At 62.9% G+C, this 16,890-nt stretch carries 16 protein-coding genes; 8 read left to right on the forward strand and 8 right to left on the reverse strand.

The window, feature by feature from the left end; genetic code table 11:
* The first annotated feature begins 102 nt into the window (after positions 1-102).
* The 5 genes from QZ648_RS01270 to QZ648_RS01290 all read left to right on the forward strand — a co-directional run bounded on the left by QZ648_RS01270 (position 103) and on the right by QZ648_RS01290 (position 4,804).
* On the forward strand, positions 103-432 hold the full coding sequence (locus tag QZ648_RS01270) for a PepSY domain-containing protein (RefSeq protein ID WP_169067930.1): 330 nt from the start codon (positions 103-105) through the stop codon (positions 430-432).
* Between the two features lie 142 nt (positions 433-574).
* Positions 575-1,189, forward strand: coding sequence for a cytochrome b/b6 domain-containing protein (locus tag QZ648_RS01275; RefSeq protein WP_291995869.1), 615 nt, complete (start codon positions 575-577; stop codon positions 1,187-1,189).
* A 305-nt stretch (positions 1,190-1,494) separates the two neighbouring features.
* A complete protein-coding gene (locus QZ648_RS01280) occupies positions 1,495-2,352 on the forward strand; it encodes an alpha/beta hydrolase (RefSeq protein ID WP_169067946.1) in 858 nt (285 codons plus the stop codon).
* Between the two features lie 84 nt (positions 2,353-2,436).
* Positions 2,437-3,987 (forward strand): AMP-binding protein, encoded by a 1,551-nt coding sequence (locus tag QZ648_RS01285; protein ID WP_291995870.1) that lies wholly within the window; start codon positions 2,437-2,439, stop codon positions 3,985-3,987.
* A gap of 13 nt (positions 3,988-4,000) precedes the next feature.
* Positions 4,001-4,804, forward strand: a complete 804-nt coding sequence (locus tag QZ648_RS01290; protein ID WP_291995871.1) for an SDR family oxidoreductase — start codon at positions 4,001-4,003, stop codon at positions 4,802-4,804.
* 69 nt (positions 4,805-4,873) lie between these two features.
* Here the strand turns inward: QZ648_RS01290 and QZ648_RS01295 are convergent, their stop codons facing one another.
* A complete protein-coding gene (locus QZ648_RS01295; protein ID WP_169067926.1) occupies positions 4,874-5,071 on the reverse strand; it encodes a hypothetical protein in 198 nt (65 codons plus the stop codon).
* Between the two features lie 182 nt (positions 5,072-5,253).
* A complete protein-coding gene (locus QZ648_RS01300; RefSeq protein ID WP_291995872.1) occupies positions 5,254-5,532 on the reverse strand; it encodes a hypothetical protein in 279 nt (92 codons plus the stop codon).
* 396 nt (positions 5,533-5,928) lie between these two features.
* On the opposite strand from QZ648_RS01300, the gene egtD reads away from it, so the two are divergent.
* Positions 5,929-6,888, forward strand: a complete 960-nt coding sequence (egtD, locus tag QZ648_RS01305) for an L-histidine N(alpha)-methyltransferase (protein WP_291995873.1) — start codon at positions 5,929-5,931, stop codon at positions 6,886-6,888.
* Between the two features lie 180 nt (positions 6,889-7,068).
* On the opposite strand, the gene senA is transcribed toward egtD, so the two are convergent.
* Entirely contained in the window at positions 7,069-8,373 is a 1,305-nt protein-coding gene (gene senA, locus QZ648_RS01310; RefSeq protein ID WP_291995874.1) for a selenoneine synthase SenA, read from the reverse strand.
* 14 nt (positions 8,374-8,387) lie between these two features.
* Between senA and senB the strand changes: the two genes are divergently transcribed.
* Positions 8,388-9,407: a selenoneine biosynthesis selenosugar synthase SenB gene (gene senB, locus QZ648_RS01315; protein ID WP_291995875.1), complete on the forward strand. Its 1,020-nt coding sequence runs from the start codon at positions 8,388-8,390 to the stop codon at positions 9,405-9,407.
* Positions 9,408-9,422: 15 nt separating this feature from the next.
* Positions 9,423-11,708: a selenide, water dikinase SelD gene (selD, locus tag QZ648_RS01320; RefSeq protein ID WP_291995876.1), complete on the forward strand. Its 2,286-nt coding sequence runs from the start codon at positions 9,423-9,425 to the stop codon at positions 11,706-11,708.
* A 41-nt stretch (positions 11,709-11,749) separates the two neighbouring features.
* Here the strand turns inward: selD and QZ648_RS01325 are convergent, their stop codons facing one another.
* The 5 genes from QZ648_RS01325 to QZ648_RS01345 form a co-directional block, all read right to left on the reverse strand.
* Positions 11,750-12,478 carry a hypothetical protein gene (locus QZ648_RS01325; protein WP_291995877.1) on the reverse strand — a complete coding sequence of 243 codons (729 nt, stop codon included), beginning with the start codon at positions 12,476-12,478 and terminating at the stop codon, positions 11,750-11,752.
* Complete coding sequence (locus QZ648_RS01330; RefSeq protein WP_291995878.1) at positions 12,475-13,584, reverse strand: site-specific DNA-methyltransferase; 1,110 nt, start codon at positions 13,582-13,584, stop codon at positions 12,475-12,477. The genes QZ648_RS01325 and QZ648_RS01330 overlap by 4 nt, the downstream gene beginning before the upstream one ends.
* Positions 13,585-13,809: 225 nt before the next feature.
* Positions 13,810-14,670 (reverse strand): ABC transporter permease subunit, encoded by an 861-nt coding sequence (locus QZ648_RS01335; RefSeq protein ID WP_291995879.1) that lies wholly within the window; start codon positions 14,668-14,670, stop codon positions 13,810-13,812.
* Positions 14,667-15,653 carry an ABC transporter permease subunit gene (locus QZ648_RS01340; protein WP_291995880.1) on the reverse strand — a complete coding sequence of 329 codons (987 nt, stop codon included), beginning with the start codon at positions 15,651-15,653 and terminating at the stop codon, positions 14,667-14,669. The genes QZ648_RS01335 and QZ648_RS01340 overlap by 4 nt, the downstream gene beginning before the upstream one ends.
* A 35-nt stretch (positions 15,654-15,688) precedes the next feature.
* Entirely contained in the window at positions 15,689-16,834 is a 1,146-nt protein-coding gene (locus tag QZ648_RS01345; RefSeq protein ID WP_291995881.1) for an ABC transporter ATP-binding protein, read from the reverse strand.
* Between the last annotated feature and the right edge of the window lie 56 nt (positions 16,835-16,890).

Here is a 16,890-nt window from a genome sequence, read left to right on the forward strand (position 1 = left end):
CCCAAAGTGGCGCCTGTTCGTCCTTGCTGCTTTGGCCTGCGGTTCGTTCCGAGCGACAAGCGGCATTCTTCTTTCCTCAATTTCTATCGAGAGACCGATCGTATGAAAAAGCCTAGCGCATTTTCCGCCGCCGCCCTGGTGGCAGTTTTAACCACTTTCTCCGGCGCTGCCCTGGCCGTCGACAGCACGAATCCAGCGCCAGCCGCCGCCCCGATGAGTGCTGCCGCCAGCGCGCCAGCGACTGAAATCAGCAAGGAGCAGGCGATCGAGATGGCGCTCAAGGCGCATCCGGGCGAAGTGACCAAGGCCTATCAGGACAGCAAGAAAGGCAAGAAGACCTGGGAGGTGAAAGTCAAGGGTGCCGACGGCAAGAAGTGGGAGCTGCACTATGAGATCAAGAGCGGTGCTCTGGTGTCCGAAGAAGGTGTGTAGGCCATAGCACCTGTCTGATTGGCGCTGTGCGGGCCTATCTCGGGCCCAGGCATGCACGCATGGCGCTCCAATCAGGAGCGAGCGACTGTGCCAGGCACAGCAATTACCTGCCGTCGGCGGGTTTCCCACACGAGGTAGCGACATGCGCAGCACCATCCACACCAAGGAAGTCAAAGTCTGGGATCCGCTGCTCCGCCTCTTTCACTGGACTCTGCTCGGCAGTTTCTGCGCGGCCTGGTTTTCCGAGGACGAACTGTTCGAAAGTGTCCAGGATCGCCTCAGTGGCGAGTACCTGCAGGAGGTGCACGTCTGGGCCGGCTATGCGATCGCGGCGCTGCTGCTTTTTCGCCTGCTCTGGGGCTTTGTCGGCCCGCGTTACGCACGCTTCCGCGACTTCGTACATCGCCCGGGCGAAACCCTCGCTTATCTCAAAGCGGTGCTGGCTTGGCGTGCACCGCGTCACCTCGGCCACAATCCAGCCGGTGGCGCGATGATCATCGTCCTGCTGCTCAGCCTGTCGGTGACGGTTGTTTCGGGACTGGCGCTGTACGCTGCCGACAAGGGCTTGGGACCACTGGCCGGCTTGCTGGTCGCGGCCAGTGACGGAACGATCGACGCTATCAAAGGGACGCACGAGCTGGCAACCCACTTCACCTTGTTGCTGGTCGTCGGCCACTTGATCGGTGTCGTCTGGGAGAGCCTGCTGCACCGCGAGAACCTCGTGCGGGCGATGATTACCGGGCGCAAGCGCGCCTGAAATGGGCCTGTCAGCTCGGTTTGGCCATGCCCGCCGGCGGCCACAATTTGACTTCCCCTATCCCTTGCGGGGATACTCGCAGGCTAGCATTGAAGCGCTGCCTTACGCTCGACCAGCGACCCAGTCCGGCTTTTTCGCGCCGAGGTCGGCGGCGAAAGCTTGCTCGTCGCGGGTGTTCGTCAGGGCATTCTTTGGCGCCAAATAATCAACGAGATCGGGGGTCAATCAAGGTGATACTCAAGGAATTCGACGAACTGGTGGTGACATCGCGACGCGGGCAATCCGCCGGTGCGCGGGTCAAGGAAATGCGTGAAAATTCGGTGCGTTGCCTCGGCCCGCATGGCCTGCACACGATGGCCTATAGCGAGTGGGGCGATGCGGCCAATCCACGCGTCCTGGTCTGCGTGCACGGCCTGACTCGCAACGGGCGGGATTTCGATGTGCTGGCCAACGCGCTGGCTAGCGATTACCGAGTGATTTGCCCGGACATCGTCGGCCGCGGGCGCAGCGATCGGCTTTTCTTCCCCGACGACTACGCGCTGCCCGTTTACGCCAACGACATCATCACGCTGATTGCCCGGCTTGGCGTCGATTCCGTGCACTGGCTGGGGACATCGATGGGCGGGCTGATCGGCATGTTCCTGTCGAGCCTGCCAGCCTCGCCGATCGCGCGCATGGTGCTCAACGATGTCGGTCCGCTGATCGCCATGGATGCGCTGCAACGCATTGGCGAGTATCTCGGCAAGGCGCCTGACTTCGCCAGTCTCGACGAGGCGGAAGCCTATGTGCGTACGGTCTGCGCGCCCTTCGGCAAGCTTTCCGACGCGCAATGGCGGTTCATGACCGTCGTCGGCACGCGCCCGAAAGCGGAAGGTGGGTTCGAGATGAACTACGATCGCGCGCTTGCGCAGCCCTACCAGAAAGCTTTCCTCGAAGCCACGGAAATCAGCCTGTGGCCGATGTACGACGCCATTCGCTGCCCGACGATGGTTCTGCGCGGCGCTGAATCGGACATCCTGCTGCGTGAAACGGCCGTCGAGATGACGCTGCGTGGACCGAAGGCCAAGCTCGTCGAAGTGCCGGATGTCGGTCATGCGCCGATGTTCCTCGACGAGCCGCAGGTGCGCGCCGTCCAGGACTTCCTGCTCGCCGAGCGCGGCTGAGCAGCGGGGGAGGGCGGCGGTCGTGGCGGTGATTGCGTTGCGCCGCGGCGGCGCGAGGTGCTCGCCATGCCGTGATTGGCGGCGATGAATCTCGCCCACCTGCTCGCTCGCACGGCCCGCGTCTTTCCGCAGCTGAACGCGGTCACGCGCGGTGAGCAGGAGCTGTGGTCGTACGCCGAGTTATTCCGTCGCGCGGCGGTGATCGCCGGCAAGCTGCGCGGCGTTTACGGCCTGCAGGCGGGCGACCGCGTTGCCCTGTTCATGGCCAACTGTCCGCAGTATCTGGAATTGCTCTACGGCGTCTGGCACGCCGGCCTGGTGGCGGTGCCGATCAACAACAAGCTGCACCCGCGCGAAGTCGCTTTCATTTGCGAGAATTCGGCGGCGTCGCTGCTGTTTGTCGCCGGAACGTTGGGTGGGCTGGCTGGGGCGGGTGGGCTGGTCGGTGATGCGGGTGCTGTCGCTGGCCGTGCACCCGGTCTGCGCATGCTTTCGATCGACACGCCGGAATACCGGCGAATCGCCGACGGCGCGACGATCGACATCGTACCGCGTGCGCCCGACGACCTGGCGTGGCTGTTCTACACCTCGGGAACCACCGGCCAACCCAAGGGGGTGATGCTCTCGCAGCGCAACTTACTGGCGATGAGCCTCTGTTACTTTACCGACGTGGACCAGGCGACGCCGGCGGACAGCATCCTCTATGCCGCACCGATGTCGCACGGCGCCGGCATGTACAACTTTGCGCACGTACTGGTCGGCGCGCGGCACGTCGTTCCCGCGTCGGGCGGCTTCGACGTCGCTGAAATCCTGGCCCTGGCGCAGCATTTCGGCCAGGTTTCGCTGTTCGCCGCGCCGACGATGGTGCTCCGGCTGGTCGAGCATGTGGCTACGCACGGCAGCGATTGCCGCGGCATCAAGACCATCGTCTATGGTGGCGGCCCGATGTATCTCGAGGACATCCGGCGCGCGCTCGACGTCCTCGGTGACCGGCTGGTGCAGATCTACGGCCAGGGCGAGAGCCCGATGACGATCACCGCGCTGGCCCGGCAGCATCTCGCCGATCGTGAGCATCCCCGCTACCTGGAGCGCATTGTCTCGGTGGGTGTCGCGCAAAGCGTCGTCGAGGTCGTCGTCGCCGACGCTGACGGCCAGCCGCTGCCCGCCGGTGTTGCCGGTGAAGTGCTGGTGCGCGGCGAAACCGTCATGCAGGGCTACTGGCGCAACCCGGAGGCGAGCGCTGCGACGCTGCGCGACGGCTGGTTGTACACCGGCGACGTCGGCGTTCTCGATGACGACGGTTTCCTGACGCTCAAGGACCGCTCCAAGGACGTGATCATCAGCGGCGGCAGCAACATCTATCCGCGCGAGGTCGAGGAAGTGTTGCTGCAGCACGCGGCGGTTGCCGAAGTGTCGGTGATCGGGCGGCCGAGTGCGGAGTGGGGAGAGGAGGTCGTCGCCTTCGTTGTCTGCCGAGCAGGGCTGGCTGCGCCACCTGCGGAACTCGATCAGCTCTGCCTGCAATCGATCGCGCGCTTCAAGCGGCCGAAGAACTATGTCTTCGTCGCCGCTTTGCCGAAGAACAACTACGGCAAGGTGCTGAAGACCGAACTACGGCGCCACTGGACCAGCTAAGGGAGAATTGAAATTGGGCGGACGTTTGCAGGACAAGGTGGCGATCATTACCGGCAGCGGCTCGGTGGGGCCCGGTTGGGGTAACGGAAAAGCGATTTCGGTGCTCTTTGCACGCGAAGGCGCCAAGGTCGTCGGTGCCGACATCAACGCCGAGGCTGCCGCGGCGACGCAAGCCATCATCAGCGACGAAGGCGGTGAAAGTATCGCCGTGGTTGCCGACATGGCTCTTGCCGCCGACGTCGAGCGGATGGTGGCGGCGGCAATGGACGCTTACGGGCGTATCGATATCCTGGTCAACAACGTCGGCATGGCCATCGTTGGCGGCCCTGCCGAGCTCGACGAGGCGACCTGGGACCGGCTGATGGCGGTGAATATCAAGAGCGCCTACCTCACCTGCCACCACGTGCTGCCGGTAATGATGCGCCAGAAGAAGGGGGCTATCGTCAATAACGCTTCGGTTGCCGTACGCGGCTGGGCGGGCGTCAACTACGGCTTCTACGCGGCCAGCAAGGGGGCGATGGTAGCCATGACGCGGACCATGGCCATCCGGCATGCGCCCGACGGCATCCGCGCCAACTGTGTTTTACCCGGCTTGATGAACACGCCCCTGGTACATGCCGCGCTGACCCGCGTTTATGGCGAGGAAGGCGATATCCCGAACCTGATCCGTACGCGTGATGCGCAATGCCCGCTGGGCCACATGGGTGACGCCTGGGATACCGCCTATGCGACGCTGTTTCTGGCCTCCGACGAGGCCAAGTACATTACCGCCACCGAACTTCTCGTCGATGGCGGCCTGTCGGCGCGCTTCGCCTGACAAACTACGCCCTCGCAATGACGGCAAGAAGGCGGTAGAACACTGGCTGCTGGCCCGGTCGGCAGCTGCTCAGGCGAAAGGTACGATCAGTTTGTCCCAGCCCGAACCATTCCCTTCGAGGTCGCTGCCCCGCTCGTGAAGTGCGGCTGCGATGCGCCTTTCGAGTTCGCCGAGCAAGGCTTCCTTGTCGGGTGGCTTGCGGCGATCAGCATGGTGGCGTCGTTCACTGCCGACACGCCGATCGAGCACCGAGCGGTGATCAGCCACTCGCCACTCGCAGTGACGGCAGCGCCGCCTGATGGCGAGTCTCTGGCCGGCGGTTGCGGTGCATGCGGCGTCTCCTTGAAACCTGAGGCCGGGGCAAGTCGGTACGTTGGCGTTCGGTCATGGCGACGGCGACGCAGGGTAAGCCGCTGGCGGGAAGGCCTTCAGGGAGAACGTCGCAGACGTCAGAACATCGACCAGTGGGGAAACCCGGTATGCCACCATGATTCGTCGGAGCGTTGTTTCTTGGCGTCGACGAGTGGATCGTCCGCAGGCTCTGGCTGCCGCTGGCAGAGGGGCTTCCCTGGAGTGCCCTGGTTGAGGCCGGCAAACAGAAGCCTGAGTCGCGGGACGTTGGCGAACGGGCGCTGGAGACCGGGTTTTCTCGGCGTAGCACACATCAGCTTGTCGAGGGTGCGCAAGGCCTTCAGCTTGCGCGGTGCTGGAAAGCGAACTGTGCTCATATCAAGCCTCGGAAGATGGTTATCAAAAAGGCGATTGACGCTGTTCATCGTCGATTGCAGCCGCCAGCCGTGCGCGAAGAGTCACACGGCTTTTTGAAATTCCGTGTGACATGCGTCACGCTGTCGCTCTTTGACTATGAAAGTCATCTGCGCGACTCACGCATCGGTGCTGGCGCCCTCCGCAGCGTGGGCATTTTCGCCAGCAGGCCGTATCATGTGGCTCTTCAGGGTGCCAGTTCCTGGAGATAAACCGATTGCTTTTCATCATAGGGAGTGGCGATAGGGCCAGCCAGGAACCGTGATCCGGCTTTTGCATTCATTTCAGTATGGTCTTGCGACGGGCGATCGCTGGCGCGACTCGTTCCATTCGTTCTACTCGTTGCGAGCTCGCTGAGAGTGCGTTCGCCGCGGCTGCTCGAGACCGATCGGCAAGACCCGGCAGCGCTTCGTGTCGAGCTCTTGCGTGACCTGGCGGCGTTCCCGGCTGTTGTCGCGCCGAAGTATTTCTACGATGTGCTCGGTTCAAGTCTCTTTGCTGCGATCACCCGCTTGCCCGAGTACTACCCGACGCGCACCGAGGCGGCGATTTTTACGCGCCATATTGATGAAATCGCCGCACAGCTCCCGAGTGGCTTGACTCTGGTCGACATCGGCGCGGGCAACTGCGAAAAAGCGGCGCGCCTCCTGGTGCCGTTCAAGGTACGCAGTTACGTTGCCGTCGACATCTCGGTGGACTTCCTGGGCGATTCGCTGGCCCGTCTGCAGCTGCAGCACCCGGAGCTGCCATTACTCGGCGTCGGCACCGATTTCTCGCGGCGGCTGCTCTTGCCCGCGGAGGCCGGCGACGGAGAGCGTCTGCTGTTCTATCCCGGTTCGAGTATCGGCAATTTTGCGCCGGCGCAGGCGCTCGATTTCCTGCGCCAGTTACACCAGGCGGCGCAGGGTGGCGGGCTGTTGATCGGCGTCGATCTGCTCAAGCCGGTGGCGGTCCTCGAAGCAGCTTACGACGATCCGCTGGGTGTCACCGCCGCCTTCAACCGCAACCTGTTGCTGCACCTCAACCACTTGATCGGCAGTGATTTCGCGCTCGCCGATTGGCGGCATGTAGCTTTTTTCGACGCTCCGCAGTCACGTATCGAGATGCATCTCGAAGCGCGGCGATCCGTCAAGGTGCACTGGCCCGGTGGCCAACGAGCCTTTGTCGCCGGCGAACGCATCCATACCGAGAATTCGTACAAGTGGCGTGCCGAGGATTTCACGGCTTTTCTGCGTGATGCGGGCTTTTCGGGAATTCGCTGCTGGACTGACGAGCGTGGCTGGTTTGCCGTCTTTCTGGCGCAGGCCCAACGGTCATGACATGCCGAGACACCCCAAATGATGAAAGTCATGACCACCCCCTTCCCCCGGCCCTTCTCCCGCGGAGGGAGAAGGGAGGTTCGTGATTCGCTTACGCGACTTTCACGGTAAGGCTCATGAGGTGTCGAGATAACCCGGATCAGCAAAGTCATGACCGTCCCCCCTCTTTCCCGGCCCTTCTCAGCCGGCGATCGTGCAGCTACGGAAGCCGCTGAAAATATCATTGCGTTCCGGTGTGAAGTAGTTGCGGTAGCGCGGGTGACGAATTTCCAGCGCCGTCGCCTGGCTGGCACCGCGCAGCACGTAGCGGCTGTCGAACCACGGCGCCGAGTAGTCGCGGTAGGGGTGGGCGCGAAAAGCGGGGTAAGGCAGGAAACGGCTCGCTGTCCATTCCCAGAGCTGGCCCCATTCGTAGCATTGGTCGCTGGCGTCGTTCGGCGTGGCGAGGGTAGAGGGCGCAGCGAGTGCTGCGAGTGCTGTGCACTCCCACTCGCCTTCCGTCGGCAGCCGCCGCCCGGCCCAGCGACACCAGGCGTCTGCCTCGAACCAGCTCAGATGGACGGCTGCGGCAGCGATCGGCAGTGGCTGCCACTGACCGAAACGACGCTGTTGCCATTGTCCGCCGCTCTGGCGCAGATAACGCGGGGCGTCAATGCCCGCGGCCTCGCGCCAGCGCCAGCCGGCGGACGACCAGTAGCGTGCCTGCTGGTAGCCGTTGGCGGTGACGAAAGGCAGGTAGCGTTCCCAACTCACTGGCGTGCTGTCGATCGCGAATGCTGGCAGTGCGATTGGGTGCGCGCTCAGCTCGTTGTCGAAGGCGAATCCAGGCTGGTCGTAGCCCAACAGCCACTCGCCACCGGGCAGCTTCAGACTGGCGACTTTTGTTTGGCGCCCTGTTGCTGCGCACATGTTTGCCGGCAACTCGGGCAGCAGGCTTTGCAGTGCAATTGGCAGGGCGATGTCGAGTGCCTGCGCCATGTAGGTCGCCGCCTCGGCGTGCATTTGTTCGTGGAACAGGACCAGGCGGAAGAAATAGAGATCGGCCGGCGTCGCTACAGTCTGCGCCAGCAGCGCCAGGGTCTCCGCGAGACTCGCTTCGAGATAGGCACGGGTCGCTGTCAGATCGGGCAGCGGCAGTTGCCAGCGCGTCGAGTGCTCCACGATGCTGGAGTTGTAGAGCGCGTCGGCTTCCGGCAGGCGTCCGGCAGCGCGGAGCGCATCCGGATCGGCAAGCTCGCCGAGCGTGCGCTGCGCATTGCGCGCGATCCAGTAGTCCTGAAACCAGCCGATATGGCCGACTTCCCACAGCGGTGGATTCAGTTGTGGCGAAAATGGGACGCGCAAGGCCGGGCCCAGTGCCTGTTCATAAGCAGTGAGCAGGGCCAGGGTGCGCTGACGGGCAGCCTGCAATGCCGCGATCAGCACCTGCCGGCCGCCTTCCCGGGCAGCATGCGCCGCCGCCCATTGCCTGGCTGGTTTTGTCATACTGGTACGCCCTTATGAAAGACGACAAGTTGTTGCCATTTCCCCAAGTGGTGATTGTGAGCCCGGCGCTTGCCGATGCCAACAACGGCAACTGGCAGACCGCGCGTCGCTGGCAGCGGTTTCTGGCCTTTCCGACGCGGATCATCAGGCAATGGCCGGACGAGTTCGCCGACCGGGATCGCGTCATGCTGGCCTTGCACGCCCGTCGCTCGTCGTCGTCGATCGCTGCCTGGCGCGAAGCGCGTCGCGTGCGCGGACTGGCCGTGGTTCTCACCGGCACCGACCTCTACCGCGACATCGAAACTGACGCCAGTGCGCAGCGTTCGCTGCAACTCGCCGATGCGCTGGTGGTATTGCAGGAACGCGGTCCGCTGGCCTTGCCCGCCGAATTGCACGACAAGACGCGGGTGATCTTTCAATCAATGAGCCGTCGGAAGACTCTGTCGAAAAGCCAAAAGCGGCTGCATGCGCTGATGGTCGGCCACCTGCGCGAAGAGAAAGATCCCGCAACGCTCTTTGCCGCCGCCCGGCTGCTTGCCGAGCGCGACGACATTCGTATCGATCACATCGGTAACGCGCTCGATCCGTTGCTCGGCGAAGCGGCGACGGCGACAATGGCGGCGACGTCCGCTTATCGCTGGCTGGGCGGTCCGCCACACGCGGCCACGCGACGACGCATCCAGCGCGCCGACCTGCTGATTCACGCCAGCCGTCTGGAAGGCGGGGCGCACGTGGTGATGGAAGCGGTGTGCAGCGGCACGCCGGTGATCGCTTCGGCGATCGCTGGCAATATCGGCATGCTGGGCCGCGATTACGCGGGCTACTACAACTGCGGCGACGCGCAAGGCCTGGCCGCGCTGCTTGTCCAGTGCCGGGCCAGCCAGGGGCTGCGGGATGGTCTGCTGGCGTGTCTCGCTGCGCAGTGCCGGCCGCGCGCCGCGCTCTTCGCACCGGCTGCCGAACGTGCAGCCCTGCGGCAACTGGTCGCCGACCTGCTCGTCAGTCCGCTCACCGATCCACTTGCCGCAATCTAGAACGGAGTCCGCGGGATGCATGCTGGCGAACAAACAGCCCTCAGAGATATCGTCCTTGTCGGCGGTGGCCACAGCCACGTCGTGGTGCTCAGGCGTTTTGCCATGTGCCCGCTGCCCGGCGTTCGCCTGACGGTGATCTGCACCGATACGCATACCCCCTATTCGGGAATGCTGCCGGGCTACATCGCCGGGCACTACAGGTACGACGAAGTGCACATCGATTTGCGCCGCCTGGCCGAGTTTGCCGGCGCACGCTATTTCCGTGAGCAGGTGCTTGGCCTCGATCGCGAGCAGCGCAAGCTGCTTTGCGCGCATCGTCCGCCGCTGGCCTACGACCGGCTGTCGATCAACATCGGCTCGATGCCGGCGGTTAACCAGGTCGAGGGCGCCGCCGAGCACGCCATTCCGGTCAAGCCCATTCGCCGTTTCAACGAGCGCTGGCTGGCTTTGCTGGAACGTGTTCGCCAGCACGCCGGGGTGACGACCATCGCTGTTGTTGGCGCCGGTGCCGGTGGCGTCGAGCTGACGCTGGCCATGCAATATCGCCTGCGCAAGGAACTCCGCCTGCTCGGGCGCGACCCCGACGAACTGCGCTTCCATCTTTTTTCCGCCGCGCGCGAGATTCTGCCAACGCACAATGTGCGGGTGCGGCGCGCTTTCGAGCAGGTGCTCGTCGAGCGCGCGGTCGTCGTCCACTGCGACGCCGAAGTTCGCGCCGTCGGCAGCGGGCATTTGCGCACCGCCCGTGGCGAGATGCTGGCGGCTGACGAGATCGTCTGGGTGACGCAGGCCGGTGGTGCGCCGTGGTTACGCGATACCGGCCTGGCGCTCGACGGCAGCGGCTTCATCCAGGTGCACGACAGTCTGCAGACGGTGAGCGACCCGCTCATCTTCGCGGCCGGCGATTGCGCAGCGATGGTCGATCAGCCTCTGGAGAAAGCCGGTGTTTTTGCCGTTCGCCAGGGTCGACCGCTGGCCGACAACCTGCGCCGCTCGGTGCTCGAGCAGCCGCTGCGTGCTTACCATCCGCAAGCGCGCTGGCTGGCCTTGATAAGTACCGGCGACCGCTACGCCGTCGCTTCGCGCGGCGCGCTGCATACGGCGGGCACCTGGGTATGGCGCTGGAAGGACTGGATCGATCGGCGCTTCATGGCCCGGTTCAACGATCTGCCAGCGCCAGCCGTGGCGATGACCAAGCCGGAACGAGGCCATGGCGCCGTCCCGCTCGACGCGGCCGAATCGACGCAAGCCATCTCGGCGATTGCCATGCGCTGCGGCGGTTGCGGGGCCAAAGTCGGCGCGACGGTGCTGTCGCGAGCCTTGGCGGCGGTACACCCGCTCGAGCGCGACGACGTGCTGATCGGCTTGCATGCTCCCGATGACGCGGCTGTCGTGCGTGTACCGCCGGGCAAGGCGATGGTCCACACGGTCGATTTCTTCCGCGCTTTCATCGACGATCCCTGGCAATTCGGCCGTATCGCCGCCAACCACGCGCTCGGCGACATCTTCGCCATGGGCGCCGAAGCGCAGTCGGCGACGGCGATCGCCACTGTTCCGCCGGGCCTCGAGAGCAAGGTCGAGGAGACGCTGTTCCAGATGATGTCCGGCGCGATCGAGGTGCTCAATGAAGCCGGTTGCGCCCTGGTCGGCGGGCACAGCGGCGAGGGCAGCGAACTGGCGCTCGGTTTCGCCATCAACGGGCTGATCGACGAAAGCCTGGCGGGCGTAATGTGCAAAGGCGGCATGCGCCCTGGTGACCAGCTGATTCTGAGCAAGCCGATCGGCACCGGTACTCTCTTCGCCGCGCATGCGCGCCTGCAGGCGAAAGGGCGCTGGATCGACGCAGCCCTGCTCTCCATGGATCAGTCCAGCCAGCTCGCTGCCAGCTGCCTGCGTGAGCATGCGGCGACGGCGTGTACCGACCTCACCGGTTTTGGTCTGCTTGGTCACTTGGTGGAGATGACGCGTGCTTCCGGAGTTGATGCCGAGATCGACCTGGCCGCCTTGCCGGTTCTTGATGGTGCTGCTGAAACCAGCGCTGCGGGTATCCTCAGTTCGCTGCAGCCGGCCAACGTGCGCCTGCGCCGCGCGCTGCGTGATCAGGAGCTGGCGCGGGTGCATCCCAACTATGCGCTGCTCTTCGATCCGCAAACCGCTGGCGGCCTGCTGGCCAGTGTGCCGGCAGGGCGGGCGACTGCCTGCATCGAGGCTTTGCGGTCGCTGGGCTACGCAAAGGCGGCGTGTATCGGCCGGGTTTTGCCGACTGGTGACGAGTTGGCGCCGATTCGGCTGAAGCTATAGCGGCATTCCACGCTGGCCGCTATTCGGCCGGCTACGTCTTCTCAGTTGCCAAACCGCTTATCGTATTCTCGTGACAGGCGCACGAGGAGGGACGAATATTCCCTCTCCGTTTGTGCCAGATCAACCCACTCGAAGGGAAATGGAGGGGTGTTGGTTGCGCGAAATCGCAAGACCTGTAGTTCGAAGAAATGCGGTGCGGCTTGAGCGAGAACTCTAGCCTCGGCGGGAGCCGCTTCCTGGCTGGGATGCTTGTGCTTCGTCCCGTCGGTGGGATGCTCGCGGTCACCCTCGAAGGAGGTATAGCAGAGCGCCTGATTGATCCCCACGATACCGACACAGATGGGGTGGCCTCCAGTACGTTTGAACTCCTCCACCTGACGAACGAGGTCGCCGATGACGCGATCAATCTGCTTGATCATGGCTTTCGCGAGGATCTTGGTCTCGACTCCGATTTCGATATTCGCTATTTCACCCCTGGCGATGCGGAAACCATCTTCAATGATCGCTATTGTGGTGGGGACAAGTTCTCCGAAGGTGCCATCACCCCGCCGTGACTTCTTGCCAATCGCCTTGTTCGCAGCGTTGACGACCCACTCCTGGCGAGTGACGCGGTCCAGCAGCAGTGTGGATTTCCCAAGCGTGACGAGGTCCTCGTACAGATGGCTGGCGATGATGTCGCCGAGGACCGAGTTGCGGTGCCGATACTTCTGACCGTCGAATGTGGCACGAAAGCTATTGAGCAAGGCGAACGAGCTTTGTTGCTTACTCATCGGATCGTGACCGTCGCGATGGTGGCTCCGGATGCCATGGGTAGCCAGGCGGCTTCCCGGACGCGCGCTTCAGCCATGGCATGGTAAGCGGGCTCCAACTCGTTGCTGATGCTATTGCGACCCGATCGGAGCGCTGCTACGGCGGTTGTGCCTGTGCCTGAAAATGGGTCGAAAACGATGTCACCGGCAAAGGAAAACATCCGAATCAAGCGTTCGGCAAGCGCAACCGGAAACGGCGCAGGGTGACCGCGACGGGTCGATTCACCTTTGATGTCGCTCCAACTCGACCGCATCCAGGCCTGCATTTCCTCCTTGGTCAACATCGAGAGAACGCGCTGGAGGCTGTCAGGGGATCGATAGTTGCCTCCCTTGCGCATGAAGAGCACGTACTCCACGTCATTCTTGATGATCGCACCGGGTTGGTAGGGCTTGCCGTAGAAGCCAGCACCATTGCCCAGCGCTTCCGTGGCCCCGTTGGCGATTTTTTGCCAGAGAATCGGTGTCAGGCAGTCCAGTCCAACGCGCCGCGAACGAACCTGAATGTCTGCGTGAAGTGGCATCACGAAATGCCTTCCCATGCGTTTGCGAGGCACGCAAACGTCGCCGACGACACAGCAAATCCGTCCGCCCGGGGCGAGAATCCGGGCGCACTCCGACCAAACCTTGTCGAGCTCACTCAGAAAGGCCTCGTAATCGTCCACATCGCCAAGTTGCTGATCGCTGTGCTCATACTCCTTGAGCGTCCAATACGGAGGAGAAGTGACTACGAGATGGACGCTCCCGTCTGGAATCCATGAAAGCGAGCGGGCGTCACCCAAGTGCAACTCATGCCGGGTTTCATCGTAAGGTGCGGGCCATGGCAGATTCCTCATTAGCCCGTTTGCGCGGAGCATCTGTTCGACTGCCCCTGGAATATTGTCCGATTGAGGAAGGCTCTCGAGGACCGCTCTGACCGCGGCATAGGCTTCCTTCGCAACACGGGTGGACGGTGTCAAGTCGGGCCGGAAGATCGGCAACACGTCGGCCGAAGTATCGCTGTTGTTCTTTGCCCGTGTTAATGCTTTCATGCTAAAGATCTCGAATGCATAATGGAGCGAGTGGAGCATTTTCACGCTTTCGAGTCAATGGCTTTTCTGGAGCGGCGGGAGCCAGGGATGTTTCACCTTCTAGCAGTGAGGAGGCGAGGTTTGGAGCGCGTACGGAGATTCGTCGCCAGGCCAAAATCGTCGACAGCGAGCAGGAAACGGGGCTAATTCAAAGAGCGAAGAATCCACGCAAGTTGGGACATCCGAGCACTCCCACATACGTTTTTCCAATCGGACGACACCCGCTCACGACGAACGGCCCTGGTGAAAAGCCGAGCCAAGCGCCATTTGCATGTCCCGCTGACGCGCACGGTCCCTGCGCAGCATCACGAATCCGGCGATGATCACGCCGAGAGTGACCAGGGAAACCATGATCGTCGCCAGGGCGTTGATATCTGGGCTGACGCCCAGGCGTACTTTCGAGAAGATGACCATCGGCAAGGTGCTTGAGCCAGGACCGGAGACGAAACTGGCGATCACCAGGTCGTCGAGCGAAATGGTGAATGCCAGCAGCCAACCCGAGATCAGGGCCGGCGAGATGATCGGCAGGGTTATCAGCAGAAATGCTTTTGCCGGTCGCGCGCCCAGATCCATGGCGGCTTCTTCCAGCGACACATCGAGCGAGGACAGGCGCGATTGCACGATCACTGCCACGTAGGACAGAGTCAGCGTCATGTGGGCGATGGTGATGGTGCTGACACCGCGGCCTTCGGGCCAGCCAAAAGCATGTTCGCTGGCCACGAACAGCAGTAGTAGCGACAAGCCGGTGATCACTTCGGGCATGACCAGTGGGGCGGTGATCATGCCGGTGAACAGCGTGCGTCCGCGGAAGCGGCCAAAGCGGGCCAGCGCCAGGCCAGCCAGGGTGCCGAGGATGGTGGCGCCGGTGGCAGTCACCGCCGCGACGCGCAGCGACAGCCATGCGGCATCGAGAAGCTGCGTGTTCTCGAACAGGCGGCCGTACCATTCGGTCGAAAATCCCCCCCAGACGGTCACCAGGCGCGACTTGTTGAAGGAGTAGAAAACCAGCGACAGGATCGGGATATACAGGAAGGCAAAGCCAAGCACCAGGTAGGAAAGCCTGACCAGGGAGACTTTGCGTCTCATGAGCGTGCGGCGCTTTCGCGTCCCTGCACGCGTTGGAAATACATGATTGGTGCGACCAGGATGAGGAGCAGGACGATGGCTACCGCGCTGGCTACCGGCCAGTCGCGGTTGTTGAAGAACTCCGTCCATAGCACCTTGCCGATCATCAGCGAGTCCGATGGTCCGAGCAAGGCGGGAATGACGTACTCGCCAACGGCGGGGATGAAGACCAGCATGCAGCCGGCAACGATACCGGGCAGGGACAAGGGCAGGGTGATGCTGGCAAAGGCACGTAACGGGCGGCAGCCGAGGTCTTCTGCGGCTTCGAGCAGGGTCAGGTCCATCTTTTCGAGGTTGGCGTACAGCGGCATGACCATGAACGGCAGGTAGCAGTAGACAATGCCGAGGTAGGTCGCGAAATCGGTCTGCAGCATGACGATCGGCTGGTCTATGACGCCCAGCCAGATCAGGAAGTTGTTGAGCAGGCCGTTGTTTTTCAGGAGGCCGATCCAGGCGTAGACGCGCAGCAGGAAGGATGTCCAGAAGGGCAGAATCACCAGCATCAGCAGAATGCCGCGCCAGCGAGGAGCGCTGCGGGCGATGGCGTAGGCTAGCGGATAGCCGATCAATAGCGCAGCCACGGTCGATACAGCGGCTACCTGCAGCGAATTGACGAAAGCGCGTAGATACAGGCTGTCTGCGAAGAGGTACAGGAAATTGCCGGGATTGAGGTTCAAGCGGATATCGGCGAGCCGCTCGCCTGCCCATTCGAGCAAGGGCTGGTAAGGCGGCATCGCGATTTGCGTTTCCGAAAAGGAAATCTTCAGCACGATCACGAAGGGCACGACAAAGAACAGCAAGAGCCACAGGTAGGGCACGGCAATGACTGCAGTGCGAGCGCTGATTCCCCTGCGTATGAGGAGAATTTGTGTCCGGCGGCAGGGCGGTAGTTTGCCGATGGCATCGAGCAGGCGGCGGCTGCCGACTGCGAATCGTTCGGCCAAAGGTGGACCGCCCAGGCCTGGCTGCATTTCGGGTTTCATTCGCTGACGATCAGCGGGCTGCTGGCGTGCCAATGCAAATAGACCTCTTGATTCCAGGTAATGCTCTCTTCGTCGTTACGCCAGACGTTGGGGCGGGTGACGCGGACGGTCTTGCCGGACTCCAGCCGAATCAACATCACCGACAGATCCCCCAGATAGGCGATCTCCTTCACTACTCCGCGCGTCCAGTTGGCTGCGGCTTTCTGCGGCTGCAAGGAGATCTGGATTCTTTCTGGGCGAATCGCCACCCAGAGCCTGTTTGGCGGCGCTGAAAGGGGGGCGCTGGCCACCTCCACTGGTCGTTCGAGCTCTGCACAGCGGATATGGAGGGCGCCGGACTCGCTGGCGGTCACTTGGCCTGCGAAGAGGTTCACCGAGCCGACGAATTCGGCAACGAAGCGGTTACCCGGCGACTCGTAAATCTCCTGCGGTGTTCCCACCTGCACGATCCGGCCGTGGTCCATGACCCCGATGCGTGAGGAGAGAGTCATCGCCTCTTCCTGGTCGTGGGTGACAACCACAAAGGTCACCCCCAGTTCTTCCTGCAAGTTCACCAGTTCGAACTGGGTATGCTCGCGCAGCTTCTTGTCGAGTGCGCCCAGGGGTTCGTCGAGCAACAGCAGTTTGGGTTGCTTGATCAGCGCCCGGGCCAGCGCGACTCGCTGCCGCTGGCCGCCAGACAACTGGTCCGGCTTGCGTTTGCCAAACTCGGAAAGACGCACCAGTTTCAGCATTTGCGCCACGCGCTCGGCAATCTCGGAGCGCGAACGGTGCTCCATCCGCAGACCAAAGCCGACGTTTTGTTCGACGCTCATGTGCGGGAAGAGGGCGTAGGACTGGAACATCATGTTGACCGGACGTGCGTAGGGCGGGATGCCGCTCATGTCCAGGCCGTCGATGTAGATCTTGCCGCTGCTGGGTTCCTCGAATCCGGCCAGCATGCGCAGCAGCGTCGTCTTGCCGCAACCGGAGCCGCCGAGCAGGCAAAACAGTTCGCTGCGATAGATATTCAGTGAGACATCATCGACGGCGACAAAGCCGGAGAAGCGTTTGCTTACCCGCTCGATACGGATGTAAGGCTCGACTGCAGGATCGTTCCACGGGCGAGTTGGGTGGGTGGGGGCCGGTGCTGACGAAGCCATTCAGCTACCCGCTTGAAATGTCCCGGGAAGGCGACCATGAAGGAGGCAAACGGTCA

Origin of the sequence: Candidatus Accumulibacter sp. ACC012, assembly GCF_907163155.1 — a bacterium.
Lineage (GTDB): Bacteria > Pseudomonadota > Gammaproteobacteria > Burkholderiales > Rhodocyclaceae > Accumulibacter > Accumulibacter delftensis.

Excerpts from the sequence above, each read along its gene's own strand:
- QZ648_RS01300 (WP_291995872.1), bottom strand. The coding sequence starts at position 5,532 with ATGAGCACAGTTCGCTTTCCAGCACCGCGCAAGCTGAAGGCCTTGCGC.
- QZ648_RS01325 (WP_291995877.1), bottom strand. The coding sequence starts at position 12,478 with ATGAGTAAGCAACAAAGCTCGTTCGCCTTGCTCAATAGCTTTCGTGCC.
- QZ648_RS01285 (WP_291995870.1), top strand. The coding sequence starts at position 2,437 with ATGAATCTCGCCCACCTGCTCGCTCGCACGGCCCGCGTCTTTCCGCAG.
- QZ648_RS01280 (WP_169067946.1), top strand. The coding sequence starts at position 1,495 with ATGCGTGAAAATTCGGTGCGTTGCCTCGGCCCGCATGGCCTGCACACG.
- senA (WP_291995874.1), bottom strand. The coding sequence starts at position 8,373 with ATGACAAAACCAGCCAGGCAATGGGCGGCGGCGCATGCTGCCCGGGAA.
- senB (WP_291995875.1), top strand. The coding sequence starts at position 8,388 with ATGAAAGACGACAAGTTGTTGCCATTTCCCCAAGTGGTGATTGTGAGC.
- QZ648_RS01270 (WP_169067930.1), top strand. The coding sequence starts at position 103 with ATGAAAAAGCCTAGCGCATTTTCCGCCGCCGCCCTGGTGGCAGTTTTA.
- selD (WP_291995876.1), top strand. The coding sequence starts at position 9,423 with ATGCATGCTGGCGAACAAACAGCCCTCAGAGATATCGTCCTTGTCGGC.
- QZ648_RS01335 (WP_291995879.1), bottom strand. The coding sequence starts at position 14,670 with ATGAGACGCAAAGTCTCCCTGGTCAGGCTTTCCTACCTGGTGCTTGGC.
- QZ648_RS01330 (WP_291995878.1), bottom strand. The coding sequence starts at position 13,584 with ATGCTCCACTCGCTCCATTATGCATTCGAGATCTTTAGCATGAAAGCA.
- QZ648_RS01275 (WP_291995869.1), top strand. The coding sequence starts at position 575 with ATGCGCAGCACCATCCACACCAAGGAAGTCAAAGTCTGGGATCCGCTG.
- QZ648_RS01345 (WP_291995881.1), bottom strand. The coding sequence starts at position 16,834 with ATGGCTTCGTCAGCACCGGCCCCCACCCACCCAACTCGCCCGTGGAAC.